The organism is Anabaena sp. AL09 (genome assembly GCF_001672255.1).
GTDB lineage: Bacteria > Cyanobacteriota > Cyanobacteriia > Cyanobacteriales > Nostocaceae > Dolichospermum > Dolichospermum lemmermannii.
The window spans coordinates 1-19792 of the sequence record NZ_LJOQ01000084.1; the positions used below are offsets into that span (position 1 = coordinate 1).

Below are 19792 nucleotides of genomic sequence, written 5' to 3' on the forward strand. Positions count from 1 at the left end.
CCGTGATGAAGCAGGAAGTAAACACTAAGGTTATCGCTGTCCAGATGTGTCTAGACTTTGGTAATTTTGGGTAAGTTTTATAGAACGGATATCTCTCTAGATAATCTGCTAATATCAAACAGCTACCCTAACATCCAATCACGCTTCTGCAAAAAATCACCACTGGATAGGGAAAATTGTTATGAACAGCAAAAACCCCATGTTCTCAAATCTGGCTTTAAAAAGTGCCATTTTCTTGTCACCCTTACTGCTATCAACGGCTTTTATCAGTGGGTATTCTGTACCATCTGCTACTGCTCAGGTACTATCAAATCAGGAACGGGAAGAATTAGCGCGACTGCGACAAGAAACCAGAACTCAAAAACAAGTTCAATCTGATTTTGAACGGGCTTTTACTCGCACGAATACTTTGCTTAATATCTGGTTGACTATTTTAAGTTTATTTCCTGTGGTCTTAATTGCCATATTATGGTTTTTTCGTCGAGCAGTAATTAGAGAAATTGTCGAACGAGCAATGCAGCAAATTCAAGGAATTGAAAATTTGCAAACTCAATTAACTACGGTTCAAGCAGAAGCAAAAAAACTGATTCAAGCATCTAAAAATACTACTCAAGAATTAGCACAGGAAGTTAATACACTTAAACAAAAGATTCATGGTGAGGAAGAAAATTTATCTATTCTTTTATCTGATTTACCTAAATCAAAACAAGAGTTTTTAACAGCTTTGGAAATTGAAGTTAAATCTGCTCAAGAGAATATTAGTAATTTAGAGTTTAGATTAAATACTCAACTAGAACAATTAACCTTATCTGCTCAACAGCAAAAAATTACAATTGACAATATCAAAAAGTTAGAATTTGAGTTATTTTCTCAATTTACCCAACTCAAGTCAGAAGTAGAAAATCAAAAAGATATCGCTGTTAGTGATATTGAACAATCTCGCGCTGATTTGATATCTCAATTTCAAGAGTTAGAGTCGGAAACTCAACAACAGAAATTTCATACTGTTGAGAATTTAGGGAAATTACAATCAGAATTTAATAATGAATTATCTCAATTTCAATTAGATGTTAAAAATCAAAAAGATATAGTTATAGGTAATATCGAAAACCTGAATAATATATTTAAGTCAGACATTACTGAATTAAAAACCGATACCCAAGTTCAAAAATATCAATTACTTGAGGATTTTGGTAAATTACAAAGCGAATTTTCTCAGCAACTTACAGAATTACAAAATAATGCTCAACAACGACAACAGCAAATTATTGAGAATTTAGAAAAGTCGGGTGGAGAATTTACATCTCAGTNNNNATAATGCTCAACAACGACAACAGCAAATTATTGAGAATTTAGAAAAGTCGGGTGGAGAATTTACATCTCAGTTTTCCGGTTTACAAAATGACGTGCAAAAACAGCAAGTTACTATTCTGGAAAATTTGCAAAAGTTGGAAATTGATGCTCAACAATGTAAAGATATAATTCTCAAAGAGTTAGCGGAAATTACACCTACTCCAACACCAGAAAAAGCACCAGAACCATTACAACCAGAAGTTTCTATTGATGATTATATCAAACAAGCAGAAATACTATTTTTAGAAAAACGCCATGAAGATGCTTTAGCTATTTACGAACAACTCATTACAATTCAACCTGAAAATCCAGAAAATTGGCTGAAACGGGGGATAATTCTCAATCGTCTAAAACGCTATAAAGATGCTATAGCTTCCTATAATCAAGCCATTAAAATCAATCCTGAATATCATCAAGCTTGGTGTGATATTGGTGTGGCTTGTGGAAATTTAGGAAAACATCAAGAGGCTTTTAACTGTTTTGATAAAGCTACTAAAATTAAACCTGATGATGGAGTTGCTTGGGTAAATCGTGGTTTATCTTTGCTAGAATTAGAACGTTATGAAGATGCAGTTACTTCTTTTGATAAAGCTCTAGAATTTCAACCCAATTCTCCTAAAGTCTGGGATAAACGGGGTTACACTTTGGTAATGTTGGGAGAAGATGATCAAGCAATTATCAGTTTTGATAAAGCATTAGAAATTAAATCTGATTATCCTAGCGCATATTATCATAAAGCTGCCTGTTATGCACTCCAAAGAAAGGTGGAATTAGCTTTGGAAAATCTGCAAAAAGCTATGGAATTTAATCCCAGTTATCGAGAAGATGCTGCAACTGATATTGATTTTGATGACATTAAAAATGAGCCAGATTTTCAAACATTAATTCAGGGTTGATGTTAGAAAACCTACTGTGTTGGGTAACATACGTCAACCCAACCTTGTATCTTAGAGGTAGATGACATTGAGAACCAAATTTATATAGTACGAAGTTACTATATTCGTGTTTTGCTGTCAACTACCACAGGAAATCGGTGGAAATCTACCCTGCGGTACTAGCTTTTCTGGCGCAAAAAATCAACAATTGTTCTTTCTTGACTAATTAATCTAGAAGATTTAAGATATACTTTCTTTTCAAGCATAATGCAGTTAGTTAAGACGCATATTTTTGTGACTTTTAATTGAGTTTCCACTCATTTTTTACCTATGACAATCACACTGACTATTCCCGGAATGGCTTGTTCTGCTTGTGCTAGTAATATAACCAAGGCAGTTAAAGCTATTGATACTAATGCTATTGTGGAAGCTGATACCAAAACCAAGTTTGTCAATGTAGATACTCAAGCTTCAGAAACTGCTATTAAAGAAGCTTTGACTGCTGCTGGTTATCCTCCTGCTTAAAATCAAATCCCCGATTTCTTTGAGAAGTCGGGGATTTTGTTATTTCGGCTGAATATGATGGGAAATTTGGAAATTATTTGTCCTTCTGTTTTCATTTTGAAAAGTTATTTTAGATGCAATTAATCAATCAAATTTATAGATTGTTTTCAAGAATCTAGCCTTTTTATATAAGTTGTAAATTGACTATTTTTGGAGATTAGATAGTATTTGTGCGAATTGCGTCACAATATGTTAGAATCATAGCAAAATATGACAACTATTCAAAGTTAATTTGACATAATTTTGTCTTTTGTCAAGTTGAAGCCTAAAATCTACATTTTTTTGGAGTTTTCGAGTTTATGACAACCTCACAGGAGAGGATTATCCCGACGGATTTGCGAGGTGAAATGTCGCGGTCTTATCTAGAATACGCCATGAGCGTCATTGTAGGTCGGGCGCTGCCAGATGCTAGGGATGGTCTTAAACCTGTGCATCGTCGCATCCTCTATGCCATGCACGAACTGGGTTTACTACATGATCGCCCCTTTAGGAAATGCGCCCGTGTGGTCGGGGAAGTTTTGGGTAAATATCACCCCCACGGTGATACAGCAGTGTATGATGCTTTGGTGCGGATGGCGCAGGATTTCTCCATGCGATCGCCTCTCATCAGTGGACATGGTAACTTTGGTTCAGTGGACAATGATCCGCCGGCGGCAATGCGGTACACAGAATGTCGTCTGCACGCCCTAACCAGTGTAGCCCTCCTCCAGGATATTGAAGCCGAAACCGTAGACTTTGCCGATAACTTCGATGGTTCTCAACAAGAACCCACAGTTTTACCCTCCCGCATTCCTCAACTTCTCCTCAATGGTTCTTCGGGGATTGCTGTGGGAATGGCCACAAATATTCCTCCGCATAACTTGGGAGAATTGATTGATGGATTAGTGGCACTAATTCACAATCCCGAAATAACTGACATTCAGTTAATGCAGTATATTCACGGTCCCGACTTCCCGACTGGGGCGCAGATATTGGGAGTCACTGGCATTAAAGAAGCTTATACCACTGGACGCGGTTCAATTACCATGCGGGGTGTGGCTAATATTGAAACCATTACCCAACGCAACCGTCCCGAACGGGAAGCAATTATCATCACCGAATTGCCTTACCAAACCAATAAAGCGGCATTAATTGAAAAAATTGCCGAATTGGTGAATGATAAACGCATTGAGGGCATTTCCGATATCCGGGACGAGAGCGATCGCGACGGCATGAGAATTGTCATAGAATTAAAACGTGATGCCTATCCCCGCGTCGTTTTAAACAATCTTTATAAACAAACCCCTTTACAGTCTAACTTTGGGGCGAATATGTTGGCACTGGTCAACAGTGAACCCCAAACCCTGAACCTCAAACGTTTCCTCAGCGTCTTCCTAGATTTCCGCATTCTCTCCATTGAACGCCGGACTCGCTACGAACTCAGGAAAGCTCAAGAACGAGATCACCTATTGCAAGGATTATTAATTGCCCTGTCACGATTAGATGCAATTATTGTTTTAATTCGTCATGCACCAGACGCACCCACAGCCAAAGGTGAGTTAATTACCACCTACGGACTGTCGGAAGTGCAAGCAGACGCAATTTTGCAAATGCAACTACGGCGGTTAACAGCACTAGAAGCCGATAAAATTCGCCTGGAACACGACGATTTACAAGTTAAAATTACCGACTTACTGGATATTTTAGCTAACCGGGAACGGGTATTAGAAATCATTGAAACGGAAATTAGTCAAATTAAAACTAGTTTTGCCACACCCCGGAGAACAGTAATTACTCATGGGGAAGGAGACATAGATGATATTGACTTAATTGCCAATGAAAAGGCGATTATTCTGGTAACAGAACAAGGTTACATCAAACGGATGCCTGTCAACACCTTTGAATCCCAAAGCCGTGCTACCAGAGGCAAAGCCGGCGCGAAAGTCAAAGATGATGATACCATTGAGCATTTCTTAACCTGCTGCGACCATGATAGTATCTTATTCTTTAGCGATCGCGGAGTTGTTTACTGCCTAAGAGCATATCAAATTCCCGTCAGTTCTCGTACCAGTCGGGGGACACCGATTGTACAAATGTTGCCCATTCCCAAAGAAGAAAAAATTACCTCTATTGTCCCCGTAGACGAATTTAGCAGCGAAGAATATCTCGTCATGCTCACCAAAGGCGGTAACATCAAAAAAACCGTCCTGGAAGCATTTAGCCATATTCGCGCCAACGGATTAATTGCCATATCCTTAGAAGAAGGCGACCAACTGCGCTGGGTGAGAAGAGCTAGAGTCGAAGACAGCATCATTATCGGTTCACGTCAAGGTATGGCCATTCACTTCCGCTGTACTCATGATCAACTGCGTCCCTTGGGTAGAGCCACTCGTGGTGTAAAATCCATGAAACTCAAGAACAAAGACGAACTCATAGGCATGGACATCCTACCTGCGGCTATTCTTGATACCTTAGCTACTGTCATAGAAGGGGAAAGCGAAGAAATCGAAGAAACCGCAGAAATTGAAGAAATTGTAGAAACCGCAGAAATTGCCGAAATCGAAAATAGCGAGGAAATTGTAGAAGTCAGCAACGCCAACAGTACCGGACCTTGGGTATTAGTCATTACCATGGGCGGTTATGGCAAGCGCGTTCCCGTTTCCCAATTCCGACTGCAAAACCGTGCTGGTCAAGGTTTAATGGCCACCAAATTCAAAAACCGCAAAACCAAAGACAAATTAGCCACCTTGCGAATTGTCAACAGCGACGAAGAAATCATGATGGCCACCAATCGCGGTATCATCATTCGTCAAGCGGTCAATGCCATTTCTATCCAATCAAGATCAGCCACCGGAGTCAGAGTGCAACGTCTAGACGAAGATGATGCCATTACCGGAGTTGCAATTGTCCCCCCCGACACAGGTGATAATGGCGAACTAGAAGAAGCAGAATAGACAATTAACAAGAAACAAGATCCCCGACTTCTTAGAGAAGTCGGGGATCTGAATTGAATTACTTTATGTACTTTAGGACACAAGGAGATGATCAAACTCGGACACCAAAAGATTTCCAAATCCATTAAATATTATACCTTATCTTTTATCAGTGGCATATTCATGGGAACGACCGTTGCCCCTATTGGTGCATGGTTACTAGCCTGGATTGCCCTTGTACCCCTATGGATACTAATTATTAAATATACATCCAAAACAGATCCCCCTACCCCCCGCCCCCTGCCCCTTGCCCTAATTTGGGGTATCGGTTATCACGGAGTTGCCTTGTCATGGATTACAGGGATTCATCCAATGGATTGGTTGGGTGTTCCCTGGTTGCCCAGTTTAACTATTACCCTCCTTTGTTGGGCATTTATTAGCCTTTGGGGGGGGATATTAGTCTCTGTTTGGGCAGCTTTAATGGTGCGTCTAGATAGGGGAAATCCTTGGTTGCGTGTTCTCTTTGGTACAGCCTTATGGTGTGGGTTAGAAAGTCTCTGGAGCGCTAGTCCTCTGTGGTGGAGTTCCTTGGCTTACACTCAATCACCGCAAAATCTGGTAATTCTCCATTTAGGACAGCTTTCTGGACCAAATACTATAACAGCGGTAATTGTGGCGTTTAATGGGTTAATTGCGGAATATCTCACGCAAAGGCGCAAAGGCGCAAAGGAAGAAAGAATTACTATTTATTCGGCTCTTTCTCTATTTATTCTGGCTCATTTAATTGGTTTTATTCTCTATAGTCAACCGTTGACGGAAGGTGCGAATACGGCTATAAAAATCGGTGTTATCCAAGGTAATATTCCTAATAAAATTAAGGTTCTTCCTCAAGGTTTACGTCGGGCGATTACTGGTTACACTGAAGGATATTTAAGTTTAACTAATCAAGGTGTGCAAGCTGTTCTTACCCCGGAGGCTTCTATACCTATTTTTTCTCGTGATTTACTTCAAACTCCTTTATTCGCAGCTATTCGGGAAAGGGGTGTAATAGCTTGGATAGGTGCATTTGGTGAACAAGGAAGTAGTTATACAAATAGTTTATTTACGGTTCTTGGGAATGGGGCAATTACTAGCCGTTATGATAAATCTAAACTTGTGCCATTAGGAGAATATATTCCTTTTGAAAATATTTTAGGGGGAATTATTCAACGTTTATCACCGCTAGAAGCACACCAAGTTCCGGGTAAAGCCAAACAAATTTTTGATACTCCTTTCGGAAAAGCAATTATTGGTATTTGTTATGAATCTGCTTTTGCGGAAAACTTCCGATATCAAGCTTCTATGGGGGGAAAATTTATGCTCAGTTCTTCCAATGATGCCCATTATACGGCAGCAATGGCAAATCAACATCATGCCCAGGATATCATGCGGGCAATTGAAACTGATAGATGGGCTGTGAGGGCAACAAATACAGGTTATTCGGCATTTATTAATCCCCATGGGCAAACTCTCTGGAAATCGGCTTATAACACCTACGAAACTCACGCAGAAACTATTTATCCTCGTCAAACTCAGACTTTATATGTGCGGTGGGGTGATTGGTTAACGCCTTTATTGTTGACTTTATCTGCTATGGCGTGGTTTATGGCAAAATAATCCTTAACCACTCAAACTTTTACTCTCCGTGCCTCTGCGTCTGGGCGAGAGATAAATTCTTGCTTTTAATTATTGTTGCTAGTAGTCTGTCAAGAACTAATTGACGGGTAAATAGATTTTTCTTCTTTCCTTCTTCCTTCGTGTTCTTCGTGCCTTCGTGGTTCATTCCCTTATCCGTCAAAATTTATTTGACAGACTACTAGAAAGATCAAAATAACCGCCAAAAATATCGCTAAATTCCGCAATAAATCAATATTACTATGTTTAACAGCGATCGCTATTAATGCCCAAACCGTAACACCAGTATAGGGAATATCTTTGTACCTAATTGCAATCACAGCCGCAATTGCTGTGGCTACCACCAACATGATGATAGTCCAGACCTGACTATTAATACCCCAACCATTCCAACCATAAAAATATAGTGCAGAAGCCACATTTACCACAGTTGCCACAGAAATCCAACCCAAATAAATACTCACAGGATTATGCAAGCATAACTTTTTCGTTTGAGATACCCGCTTTTTGCCAATGCCTAAAATATGATAAATAGCCATCAGCGGTATGAGAATACCGAACATAGCCACAACAGAAAAAGCAAAAAGTCTAGATAAAAATAAATACACCCAAATACTTTGAAAAACAGAAGCAATCACTAACAGATAACCTGTTTTGCGTAAATCTGCATCCTGTTTTTGGTTAGGTAGAAATTGATAAACTGCTAAAGCAAATAATCCTAAATAAATCACTCCCCAAATGACAAAAGCATAGTTAGCAGGAATAATCAACACATCTTTAAATAAAGTGTTAGAAATTGCCCCTATACTCAGTCCATTTAAGGGAAAAATATTTGATGCTACATTCACCACAAAAGCACCAACAACAGCAACTAAAGTTATTAGTTGTCGGATAAAATCTTGATTATGATTAGAAGTAGATTGCTGCATAGATAATTACCAAGTTGGATCACTAAAAAGATGTATCGTTAATTTATCTTTTCCTGGTGGAACTGCGGTAATACAAGCCCGGATAACTTCACCATCATCTAATTCTACAGTACAAGCGTGACAAGTTCCCATTAAACAACCAGTAGGAATGGATACTCCAGCCCGTTCTGCGACATCTAACAACGGTTCTCCTACTTGGGCATTAACGGTGATATCATCTGGTAAAAAAGTAATTTGCATAGTCCTATATGGCTTTTTATTTGCTAAAGAATAGATGAAAAAGAAGAATTATAAATCACTAATTATTCCCCTAATTATTTTGACATAAAGTTCTATAACTTTCCTCTTTATAGGCATCGCTTTTGGGCAGGTTTGGATTATATAGTAGATAATTTTTTAATATATGGCAATTACTTTTCAGTAATCTTTCTAATGTCATATCCGATAACTTCCGTAAAATTACATGACTATTACCACTACCAGCCGCTAATATTTTACCATCTGGACTAAAACTGACGCTGCTTAAATCTTTTGCATCACCTTTTAAAACCATCATTAAAACACCTTCTTGATTCCACAACCTGATTTTATTATCACTGCTGACGGCTAGAGTTTTACCATCTGGACTAAACTTAGCACTAATAAAACCATCACCATACCCCATCAGGGTTTTTTGTAATTGACCGTTCTCACTCCAAATTTTCACCGTACTATCAAGACTAACAGAAGCTAATAATTTACCATTAGGCGACCAGGCTACACCATTTACCCTGCGAGTATGACCAGTTAAATTTTTGATCATTTCGCCATTACTTGTCCATATTTTTACTGATTTATCATCACTAGCGGAGGCTAGAAATTTACCATTAGGACTAAAACTCACCCAATTAATAGCATCAGTATGACCATTTAAAGTTTTTAGTAATTTACCATCTTGATTCCATAATTTTATGGTTTTATCTTTACTAGCAGAAGCGATAATTTTACCATCTGGCGACCAAGCTACAGCTAAAACTAGATCATTATGACCAGATAATGTTTTTAATAATTTACCATCTTGATGCCATAATTTTATAGTTTTATCTTTACTAGCAGAAGCAATAATTTTACCATTAGGCGACCAAGCTACAGCCCAAACTTGATCATTATGGGCTATGAATTTTTTGAGTAATTTACCTTCCCGATTCCAGATTTTGATTGTTTTATCCAAACAAGCACCGGCAATAGTATTACTATCAGGACTAAAACTAATACTTGTTACCCAATCATTATTAGCTTGGGGATTAGGTAAAATTAGACTATCCCAACGCCACAAAATAATAGTTTTATCTCTACCAGCAGATGCTAAAGTTAGTCGGTCAGGGCTAAAACTAACACTATTTACCCAACCATTATGTCCTCGCAGAGTTCCTAGTAAATTACCATCAATACTCCAAACTCTAACTGTTTCATCCATACTAGCAGATGCTAAAGTATGACCGTCGCTGCTAAAATTGATACTAATAACACCGTTGCTATGTCCAGAAAGAGTTTTGAGTAATTGACCTTCTTGATTCCATAATTTTATGGTTTTATCTTTACTAGCAGAAGCCAGAATTTTACTATCACTAGACCAAGCTATAGCTAAAACAGCATCTTCATGGGCTGGTAAAGTTTTGATTAATTGACCTTTGCTACTCCACAATTTTATGGTTTTATCACCACTGCTAGAAGCCAAAATTTTCCCATCATTAGACCAAGCTACGGCTAAAACAGCATCTTTATGACCAGATAATGTTTTTAGTAGTTTACCTTCTTGATTCCACAATTTTATGGTTTTATCGGTACTTGCAGAGGCGATAATTTGACCATCAGGATGGAAACTTACACTATTGACCATAGATGTATGACCTAGTAAAGTTTTGAGTAGTTTACCTTTTCGACTCCAGAGTTTAATTGTTTTGTCTTGACTAGCGGAAACTAACATTTGACTATCAGGACTAAAAATAACACTATTTACTACATCTTCATGTCCTGATAAAGTCTTGATTAAAAGACCATTAGGACTCCAAAGTTTAATTGTTGTATCTGCACTAGCTGAAGCTATTAAAGATTTATCTGCACTAAATGTCACCATTCTGATTCCCGACAAATGACCTTCTAAATGATTACGTTCTTTGACTCCATAAACCGCTTGATACAGTGCAGTTAATACCTTCTCTTGAGTAGAAGTATCTATCCATAGAGTTTTTTTTAATTTTTTTCCTGCTTTCAAACTTTCCTTGAGAGCATCAATACCTTTTTGAGAAGCAAATAAAGTCTCACTAGATGCACTTAGAGTTTTCATTTCACTATCTGTGGACGTAGTCACACAAGTAGTTAAGGCAAACATAGCAATAATAGAAGCTGTTAAGGCTATTTTCAGGGCAATATTTAATCTAATTGCACCCAAACGTTGTTTTTCTTGGCTATCGGCTAATTTTGCAAGTAACTCTTTTTCTTTTAATTCTGTGCGTAAATGTTGAATTTCTATTTGACTTGCTTCTTCTCGCTTTCGTAATTCTCTTAATTCTGCCAGTAAATTATCTCCTTGTGAATGGTGTGTCTGTTCTAAACTAACACCGTTCTGAGTTTTTCTTAATTCACTTTTAAGCCGTTCAATTTCTTGATAACTATTTCTAACCTGATCCTGTAATGTATTAATTTGTGTTTGTAATCCAGATTCCTGTTGTTGTAAATAACGAATTAAGCTGACTAAATAATCATGAATTAATTGATAGCGTTCGGGAACATTGGGAAATATCACAACTAACCCGGAGCGAACTAAAATATCTAAAATCAATTCTAAGTTACTAGGATCTTCTAACTCTGAGAGTTCTAATGTTAATTCTGTCCGGGTTTTAAAAGGTCTTTTATTATGATCATCTGTTAATAAATATAAAACCAGGAGAGCAGCCCGTTCGTTTTCTTTTCCACATTCTTTAATTAATTCTTTAATATATCTTTGGATTAATTTATTGGGACGATATGCTTGATACTGGGCAAGGGTAGTAATATATTTATCTTGTAATTGTGCGCCCGCTAATTGCAATTCTATCGGACGAACTTCGCCCAGTTCTGAAGACAAATCAGCAACTAACGCATCAATTAAATCTGGTTCTAATTTGAGTTGGGATTGATTATGTGAACGTTCAGTTAATTTCTGAATGATTTTTCTGGCATTTTCAGGAGAAAAGTTATTAAGTTGATAACGAATATTTTTGTCAAGAATATTATTATTAATTGTTTCGATTGATGAAAGACATTTAAAATCTAGAAGGCGATGTAAATAATCTTCGCGCAAAGTCAAAATAACTTTCACAAAAGATACACCTAAACAATCACTAATAAATTGATCAAATATTTGTTTTTTCTGAATATCTGTATGACCAAAGAAAAATTCTTCAAATTGGTCAAAAATTAACACTGTAATTAAATGATTATCTGCATTTTCCCGTAATTTTTGCAAAATACTATTAATAGTTGTAGGTATAGAAATATCAGATCTAAATTCTGTTTCCATGGCTGATATTTTTTGCAGTTCTAACATGGCCTTGGTAAAAGATTTACCTAATTCTCCTAACCAATCTGTATAGACTTGGAGGACAACTGGTACAGCAATTTGATCACCAACAGCCCGGTTTTGCAGTGCGGGAACTAAGCCAGCCGTAACAGTAGAACTTTTACCAACACCTGACTGTCCATGAATAACTATTAATTTTTGGTCTGCACGACTAATTCTCCCAATTAAGTTATTAACATCATATTCTCTACCAGAAGCGGCAATTTCTAAGGCTATACTATTACTAGCAAATGTAGATATTAAAGTGGGGTTGGTGACTTGTCTTTGCGGTTGTAACCGTCCAGCCCCAATAAAGGGGACAAAACCATATTGTTGTTCTACAGAACGGAGTTTTTGTTTAATAATATAGGCTTGAAGATAGTGTCCTACTTGAAAGTATAATGATCTTAAATTATGTAATAAGCGAATATAACGATGGGCATCATATTTATGTTCACTGTTTTCTAAAGCTGATGACAGTTGTTGAGATGCTGCATTTATATATTCTTTTGCTCCCGTTATTTGTCCTAGATGATTGAGGGCTTCTGCTAAAGTTAATAAATAAATTTGTTCTAATATCAGAGGAAATAAATAATGATTTGATTCTGGGTGATTTTTTTCTGTTTCTAATTGTAGTAGTGATATATGCGCTAAAATACTAGCTTGTATCCAGTTAGAATTATGTACGGCTACCTGTGCTAAAAAACCATAATCACAAGCTAATTGAATTTTCCTACCATATATTTGATGTAATTCTAGGGATTTTTTAGCGACAACTTCTAATACTGCCCATGATTTTAAACTATATAAGACTTCTAATAATTGTTCAATAAATTCTGAAACTAAATCTATCCGTCCAGCAATTTCAAATGTTTGTAAACATTGCTGAAAATATGTTTTAGCTGATTGCCAATATCTTTCTTTTAATTTGGGATTTTGTTCGGCAAGACGACAGCAACATAATCCAATATAAAATAATAAAATTGACAGTTTTAAAAGATCAGCATAGGATGAATCAGATAATTCTGCTGTTCTATCAGTTGCATATTCTGTTAGCCCTAAGTTTTCTTGATGATGCCAAAAACGCAAACTTTTCTGAAAGTTATTTAAGGCAGAATCAATCCGATTATTGACATAATCATCTATGCCAAAAATAAATTCTAACCTAGCATTTAATTCTGCTTCGATTCCAATCCCCCTATCATACAATTCTTTAATTGCATAATGCAGTTGATCACTGCTAATCCATACTTGTTCTAAGGTAACAGGATTACCTTGTGCATAATTACTTTGTAAAACTCTCGTAAATAGATCGTCAGTTTCTTGGTGGAGAAATTCTAGTAATCCAATAGAAGTCATTTCAAATCTAATTGGTGTAGCTGCCCAACTGGCAAAATCGGGAGCTAACCGCAGGATTTTCTGTAACACTTCATCATTTACCCAAAAAATCATGGGGATTTGATAACGTTTACGAAATTCATCTCGGACTTGATTAATGGAACGCAGGAGATCATCTATTCCATAGATTGATTCAAACCCCATAATCATTAATCCGGCAGGTTGATTAATGGTAAGTTGTGATTGAATAGTGGTATATAAACCTGTAGCATTTCCGGCTAAAGTAATACTTTGAATACGCTCATTTCCCCAACCATTAATTGCTAGTTGTTGCCGGATTATATCTCGCAAAAATTCGTAGTTACAGCACAGCAAGATAACTGAAAACTGATTTTTAGAAAAGGTAATTGCTCTTTCTAAACTACGTAAAGACTGTTGATTAGCAGCGATTATATTCTCTGCTTGCTGTCTTTTAACCATAATTTAAATTTTTCGGTTTCTGCTAAAACTGGGTTAAGTGCAAACCAAACTCCCTGGTGATCACGATATTCAAATACGAATAAACTCCGTAATAAAATATCGTACTCTACATTGCCTCTAACTCGTTGATCTTGGATTACCTGCAAGATTAATTCACTTTCATCCAGATCAATGGCATTAGCCCGGTAATCTCGTTGTCTTTGGATTACTAATTCTACACACTTACGGTCAAAAGGTGGATCTTGATCTCGTAAACAATCAAATAGTAACCCTAATAAGTCGCGGACATGACCACCACTAATCAAACACAAACGATCTAGAGTATCTAGATGATCAAATAATTGAGTAACTAAATTTAAACGATCTGTTGGTGATCTATCAGGAAAGGCTCTTGCTAATACCATTTGTCGCATTAATCCTAGTCCTTCTGTATTAATTTCTCCAGAACGTTGCCGCACGGGAATCATTGGTAATACTTTCGGTGCAACTCCACCTCCTAAACGATGTTGTAGTTCCGCACTATCATTAGAAAATGTCAAAGCTAAGGGAATTGTGTAAACTATGTGGCAATTCAATTTTCTTAATTGTTCTCCTCGATCAATGAATAAGTATTCTGGTAGCGATCGCCCAGACGGTAAAGGACGAACCGCCACCCGATCCAAGTTATCCACAATCACCACCAATCCCTTCTTACCCCTAGCTTTTAGCTCCAAATTAGCCCGATCTAATAGCTCTTTATTAATTGATTGTAAGATATTTTCTGTGCGTGGTTCTAGATAGTCTCTTAACCGTCTGCGTAACTGAGGACTTTCTTTAGTTTTCGCCGTAATTTTGGCAATCCCCACAGATAATTCCGCTTCTACCCCCAATTCTAAAGGCGTTTGCAAAAAATCTACCAACTCGCTAAACAACTTGGTAAAGTAACTAGGTTGGACACGCAGTTTCATCGCTTCCAAGTTTTCACTCACCAAACCCGCGATCGCTAATAGAATATCTGTAATATCTATATCTACCATTTCTAAAACCTGGGTAGACTCAAAATAGACAACATGAAAATCTCGCGCTTCCAACTCGGCCTTGAGTCGTAGCAATTCCGTAGATTTTCCACAGCCCAAATGTCCCGTAAATAATTGACAGGTTGGTATATTTGGGGAAATCTTTGCAATAGTCCGCAGCAGAGCTTCAATAATTTTTCCTCCACGGACTGAAGTAAAATCAATATAATACATCCGGTCGTCTACATTCTCAATCATTAACGGCCGGGAAGGATTACAAGCTTGATAAAATCTTTCTAAGTTAAGAAGCATAAAAAATTAATTCACGCTGTAATGGTCATAACATGATCTGTCACAATCTCTTTTACAGTGGAAAACCGAACATATCCGCAAAAATCAGGTATAGAAACATAACTAATTTTAGATTTTTCTTCACATCTTCACGCAAGAAAATCCAAAATCAGTATTTACCTTAATACATTCAGAACAAAATCAAACAAGTAGTAGTCCCTGATAAACAAGCATAGATAACATCTGGATGACTCCCTCTACCGAAGCAAACCAAAATATATCCAATATTGAAAGTTGAGAAAAAATCTGATGATCTGATAAATCTCGCTTAACGCTAATTATTTAAGCTCGGTTACAAATATTACTTTGTAATCAAAAAATATTAGTCCTTGCATGTACCTGTACGTAAACAATCTCCTTGTGGCTCATCTCTAGCAGAGACATTAACCACTAACTGTGATTGAGTATAATTTTCGATTCTTGCTTGAGCATTATCTCTAGACAGCTTATTCCCTGCAAAACAAGCACTGGAATTGCACAGATAAACTGACAACACCATTAGTCCTACACCAATTGTTTTTTTCATGTCTAAATTCAATTCAGATTTCTATTGCGTAATCAGCAACATTATTTTGATCAATCGTGAAAACTTATGAATCAGCTAATAGTTATAAAAATTGCCAGAAAAATCTGTTTATAGTCTCAAATAAGACACTACAAAGAATGCAACTTTAAAGCGCATTAGTATATCCTTGTCTAGTCAGTATAGAAATAAATCAAGATTTATACTTGGTTTTACCCAACTACATCCTTGATTGATCCCAGACTGAGATAAACAAGTTATTGTTTTCATTGATTCACAGATTAAAGTTATATCTGTGATGGCCAAATCCACTCTTACCCCCCTGGCAGAGTTAATTTAACCACAAGATAACGTGCTTGATACGTATACATTGACTACGGGAAAATCCCGGATAAAAAAATCTTTTTTTGATCAGAAACAAATATAAATATTATCCGTCAACATAGAACAGAACGTAATTTAAAGTACATTTGTATTTAATCGTAAATTTAGAGTATTTTTTTTTAAAGCATAAAAAAACCAGATTTAACAAGCTATACACCTAGTAAATACTGCATAAAAGGATATAAAATCTGCAATTAATATTTATGTATCAAGTAGTAATAATTTAGAAATGCACAAAATAAATTTTGTGCTAATTGATACAGATGCAAAATTAAAGTCCAAATGTAAAAATAAAAATAAAAATAGAAATGCTACCAAAAATAAATACGGCTATTTTCCCGACTTATTTACAACTTCAAAAGTTTTCGAGCGGATTCCCTATAAAATAGTGAACGAAGATTGCCTAACAAATGTTTCCCACTTTTCCTACTCATGACCTCTTCACAAGACGTAGATACCATAAATTCCCCCGGCTTAGACCCAGAACCATCTATTAACCCGCTAGATGAATTACCAGGTGAAGTGGAAATGTCCATATTTGACCACCTGGAGGAGTTGCGGCAAAGAATTTTCTATGCCCTCATAGTGGTAGTAGTGGGTATTATCGGTTGTTTTATTTTCGTCAAACCCCTAGTACAACTACTAGAAGTTCCTGCTCACGGCGTTAAATTTCTGCAATTAGCTCCGGGAGAATTTTTCTTTGTCTCCATGAAAGTTGCTGCTTACGGTGGTTTAATCCTGGCTACTCCCTTCATTCTTTATCAAATTATCCAGTTTGTACTTCCTGGCCTCACCGTGCGGGAACGGCGTTTAGTCATCCCTGTGGTGCTAGGTTCAAGCGTATTATTTGTATGCGGCTTAATTTTTGCTGACATTGCACTCATTCCCGCTGCTTTACAATTCTTCATTAATTATGGTGCTGATGTTGTTGAGCAACTTTGGTCAATTGATAAGTATTTTGATTTTGTGCTGTTATTGTTATTCACCACAGGACTAGCATTTCAAGTTCCAGTTATTCAAATTTTGCTCGCTACCTTGGGAATTGTCTCCTCAAAAATCATGTTAAAAGGTTGGCGTTATGTAATTATGACAGCAGTAATTTTGGGAGCAGTGCTGACACCTTCTACCGATCCTCTGACCCAAAGTCTTTTAGCTGGTGCTGTTTTAGGACTATACTTTGGGGGGATTGGACTAGTCAAAATCATTGGCAAATAATTCAACTTGTCAGTGGTCAGTTGTTCGTTGTTCGTTGTTCGTTATTCGTTATTTCCTAACCAGTAATTTACTTAATTGTTAATCGCTATGCAGAAAGCCAGTTATCCTCATTGCTATCCTATAAAATGAGGCTTGATAAATTAGTTTTGTCAACGCTGGCTAATTTATCTAAAACCAAATTAACTTTAACTTTTACAATAGGGATACTTCACCAGCATGGCTCAAGAGCGCACGTTACCCACATTTAATACTGCCACAGTCCAAATCACCAAAGAAGAAGGATTGGGCTTATACGAAGATATGACATTAGGACGTTTATTTGAAGATAAATGTGCCGAAATGTACTATAGAGGGAAAATGTTTGGTTTTGTCCACCTATACAACGGACAAGAAGCAGTTTGTAGCGGCATTGTCAAAGGTGCAATGCGCCCCGGTGAAGATTTCGTTTCCAGTACCTACCGTGACCACGTTCATGCTTTAAGCGCCGGAGTCCCCGCCCGCGAAGTTATGGCAGAATTATTTGGTAAAGCCACAGGTTGCAGCAAAGGGCGCGGTGGTTCTATGCATATGTTTTCGGCTGAACATCGTCTATTAGGTGGTTATGCTTTCGTAGCCGAAGGTATTCCCGTGGCTGCTGGTGCTGCTTTTCAATCTAAATACCGTCGGGAAGTTCTGGGAGACAAAAACGCTGACCAAGTAACCGCTTGCTTCTTTGGTGACGGCGCTGCTAACAACGGTCAATTTTTTGAAACATTGAATATGGCAGCTTTATGGAAATTGCCAATTCTCTTTGTGGTAGAAAATAATAAGTGGGCAATTGGTATGTCTCACGAACGGGCAACTTCCCAACCAGAGATATACAAAAAAGCCAGTGTGTTTAACATGGTGGGTGTGGAAGTAGACGGTATGGATGTTTTAGCAGTGCGTCAGGTGGCTCAGGAAGCCGTAGCCCGCGCCCGTGCTGGAGAAGGTCCAACTCTAATTGAAGCTCTGACTTATCGCTTCCGGGGTCATTCTCTAGCTGACCCAGACGAAATGCGAAGCAAAGAAGAAAAAGAATTTTGGTTTGCTCGTGACCCCATTAAAAAGTTAGCGGGTTATTTAGTGGAACAAAATCTAGCTACAGAAGCAGAACTCAAAGATATTGAAAAGAAAATTCAGGCTGTAATTGAGGACGCGGTTAAATTTGCCCAAAGCAGCCCTGAACCAGATCCTAGCGAGTTATATCGCTTCATTTTTGCCGAAGACGTTTAATTTGGGTCATGGGTAATGGGTGATAGGTAATGGGTAATCAGGGAATATCAAAAATAGATAGCGTTGGTGATTGAAGGGATGATTTTTGCTCACGCAGAGGCGCAGAGGCGCAGAGACAAGGAGCTTGAGCAATATAATTTTTGATTTTTATGCTTCAATATAGCGATCGCCAACGCTATGCTTTTTTCCCAATTCAAAAATATGCAAGTTAGATGTAATAAAGCTTATACTCATCAAATTTATTAAGGGTTATAGTTGTATAGGATACAATTATATTAGGCAGAGCCTAGTGTGTTAATTCTGAATCCCTTATCCCATAAGACTTAATATACAAAATGTGTCGCATATTTTTATGAGGAAGTGCCTAAAACAGATGCTTTTGGTGTAAAATGGGACAAAACTAATAATTTTTTAGACAATCCCTACCTACAAAATACACAGAATTAACATAGTACCCAACCACTAAATCGCTTAGACAGTAGAGGAAAAATGAGATTAAAAACTAAACAGGGTCTGCCACCAATCGTGTTTATTGTGCTAGGCATCGCTTTGCTTTTGGGTATGTCAAAATTAGTTGCATATCTACTGGATCACAAAACTGCTTCAGTATCGACTAATTCCATCCAAGAACGGATGAGTTGGGGTGAAAAGCTGCTAATTCTTGCTGATGCCACTCCTGAGAAAGAAGCAGGTATTAGCGCGTTTGCGGATAAGGACTACCCCACGGCGATCGCTAAATTCAAAGCAGCCTTAATTAAGCAACAGAATGACCCAGAAACCTTAATTTATCTAAATAACGCTATTGCTCGTTCTGCCACCTATAATACCCCCAAAATTGCTGTCAGTGTCCCCATTGGGAGTAGCCTCAACGTTGCTCAAGAACTACTCCGGGGTGTGGCTCAGGCACAACATGAAATTAATAGTTCAAAAGGTATGCGCTTACAGGTTGAAATTATCAACGACGAAAACAATCCAGGCATTGCCGAGCAAGTAGCGACAGCTTTGGTACAAGATCCTCAAGTGCTGGCAGTTGTGGGACATAATGCCAGCGAAGCATCACTGGCAGCCGCTCCCATCTATCAGTCTGGACAACTAGTGATGATTACTCCAACCAGTTCTGCAAAAGAACTAGCAGGTTTTGGCAGCTATATTTTTCGTGCGCTTCCTAGCACTCGGTTCTTGGCTGAACCATTGGCAAAATATGTCCTCAAGGTAGCAAAAAAATCCCGTGTAGCGACTTGCTATAATTCTCAAGCTCCTGATAATATTACATTTAGAGAGAGCATAAATAAACGGAGTAATCTGTAGTTTATGTGAACCAAACCACTCAAAACATGAGTAAACGTTATCTAGGTCATAACACCT

11 protein-coding genes are annotated in these 19792 nt (G+C 37.6%); 7 read left to right on the top strand and 4 right to left on the bottom strand.

Features of this window, described 5'->3' with window-relative positions; genetic code table 11:
• Window positions 1–1289: 1289 nt before the first annotated feature.
• From AN490_RS22950 to lnt, 4 genes are all read left to right on the top strand, one after another.
• Window positions 1290–2249, top strand: a complete 960-nt coding sequence (locus tag AN490_RS22950; RefSeq protein ID WP_366925051.1) for a tetratricopeptide repeat protein — start codon at window positions 1290–1292, stop codon at window positions 2247–2249.
• Between the two features lie 309 nt (window positions 2250–2558).
• A complete protein-coding gene (locus AN490_RS16505) occupies window positions 2559–2753 on the top strand; it encodes a heavy-metal-associated domain-containing protein (RefSeq protein ID WP_168696453.1) in 195 nt (64 codons plus the stop codon).
• Window positions 2754–3091: 338 nt separating this feature from the next.
• Entirely contained in the window at window positions 3092–5725 is a 2634-nt protein-coding gene (gene gyrA, locus AN490_RS16510; RefSeq protein WP_300005549.1) for a DNA topoisomerase (ATP-hydrolyzing) subunit A, read from the top strand.
• 162 nt (window positions 5726–5887) lie between these two features.
• Window positions 5888–7360, top strand: coding sequence for an apolipoprotein N-acyltransferase (gene lnt / locus AN490_RS16515; protein ID WP_366925052.1), 1473 nt, complete (start codon window positions 5888–5890; stop codon window positions 7358–7360).
• 170 nt (window positions 7361–7530) lie between these two features.
• On the opposite strand, the gene AN490_RS16520 is transcribed toward lnt, so the two are convergent.
• From AN490_RS16520 to AN490_RS16535, 4 genes are all read right to left on the bottom strand, one after another.
• A complete protein-coding gene (locus AN490_RS16520; protein WP_300005553.1) occupies window positions 7531–8307 on the bottom strand; it encodes a tryptophan-rich sensory protein in 777 nt (258 codons plus the stop codon).
• A gap of 6 nt (window positions 8308–8313) precedes the next feature.
• Window positions 8314–8547 carry a 2Fe-2S iron-sulfur cluster binding domain-containing protein gene (locus tag AN490_RS16525; RefSeq protein WP_015083174.1) on the bottom strand — a complete coding sequence of 78 codons (234 nt, stop codon included), beginning with the start codon at window positions 8545–8547 and terminating at the stop codon, window positions 8314–8316.
• A 70-nt stretch (window positions 8548–8617) separates the two neighbouring features.
• Entirely contained in the window at window positions 8618–13705 is a 5088-nt protein-coding gene (locus AN490_RS16530) for a hypothetical protein (protein WP_300005556.1), read from the bottom strand.
• Window positions 13675–15012, bottom strand: a complete 1338-nt coding sequence (locus AN490_RS16535; RefSeq protein WP_300005558.1) for a P-loop NTPase fold protein — start codon at window positions 15010–15012, stop codon at window positions 13675–13677. The genes AN490_RS16530 and AN490_RS16535 overlap by 31 nt, the downstream gene beginning before the upstream one ends.
• 1378 nt (window positions 15013–16390) lie before the next feature.
• Here AN490_RS16535 and tatC point away from each other — a divergent pair.
• From tatC to AN490_RS16550, 3 genes are all read left to right on the top strand, one after another.
• Window positions 16391–17173 (top strand): twin-arginine translocase subunit TatC, encoded by a 783-nt coding sequence (gene tatC, locus AN490_RS16540; protein WP_300005560.1) that lies wholly within the window; start codon window positions 16391–16393, stop codon window positions 17171–17173.
• A 216-nt stretch (window positions 17174–17389) separates the two neighbouring features.
• The gene (pdhA, locus tag AN490_RS16545; RefSeq protein WP_168696462.1) at window positions 17390–18427 is read left to right on the top strand and encodes a pyruvate dehydrogenase (acetyl-transferring) E1 component subunit alpha; all 1038 of its coding nucleotides are present in this window, start codon (window positions 17390–17392) and stop codon (window positions 18425–18427) included.
• 489 nt (window positions 18428–18916) lie between these two features.
• Window positions 18917–19735, top strand: a complete 819-nt coding sequence (locus AN490_RS16550; RefSeq protein ID WP_300005562.1) for an ABC transporter substrate-binding protein — start codon at window positions 18917–18919, stop codon at window positions 19733–19735.
• Window positions 19736–19792 lie beyond the last annotated feature (57 nt).

What these genes read in the sequence shown, in the direction of transcription:
- AN490_RS16505 (WP_168696453.1), top strand. Translation starts at nt 2,559, where the DNA reads ATGACAATCACACTGACTATTCCCGGAATGGCTTGTTCTGCTTGTGCT.
- gyrA (WP_300005549.1), top strand. Translation starts at nt 3,092, where the DNA reads ATGACAACCTCACAGGAGAGGATTATCCCGACGGATTTGCGAGGTGAA.
- lnt (WP_366925052.1), top strand. Translation starts at nt 5,888, where the DNA reads ATGGGAACGACCGTTGCCCCTATTGGTGCATGGTTACTAGCCTGGATT.
- AN490_RS16520 (WP_300005553.1), bottom strand. Translation starts at nt 8,307, where the DNA reads ATGCAGCAATCTACTTCTAATCATAATCAAGATTTTATCCGACAACTA.
- AN490_RS16525 (WP_015083174.1), bottom strand. Translation starts at nt 8,547, where the DNA reads ATGCAAATTACTTTTTTACCAGATGATATCACCGTTAATGCCCAAGTA.
- AN490_RS16530 (WP_300005556.1), bottom strand. Translation starts at nt 13,705, where the DNA reads ATGGTTAAAAGACAGCAAGCAGAGAATATAATCGCTGCTAATCAACAG.
- AN490_RS16535 (WP_300005558.1), bottom strand. Translation starts at nt 15,012, where the DNA reads ATGCTTCTTAACTTAGAAAGATTTTATCAAGCTTGTAATCCTTCCCGG.
- tatC (WP_300005560.1), top strand. Translation starts at nt 16,391, where the DNA reads ATGACCTCTTCACAAGACGTAGATACCATAAATTCCCCCGGCTTAGAC.
- pdhA (WP_168696462.1), top strand. Translation starts at nt 17,390, where the DNA reads ATGGCTCAAGAGCGCACGTTACCCACATTTAATACTGCCACAGTCCAA.
- AN490_RS16550 (WP_300005562.1), top strand. Translation starts at nt 18,917, where the DNA reads ATGAGATTAAAAACTAAACAGGGTCTGCCACCAATCGTGTTTATTGTG.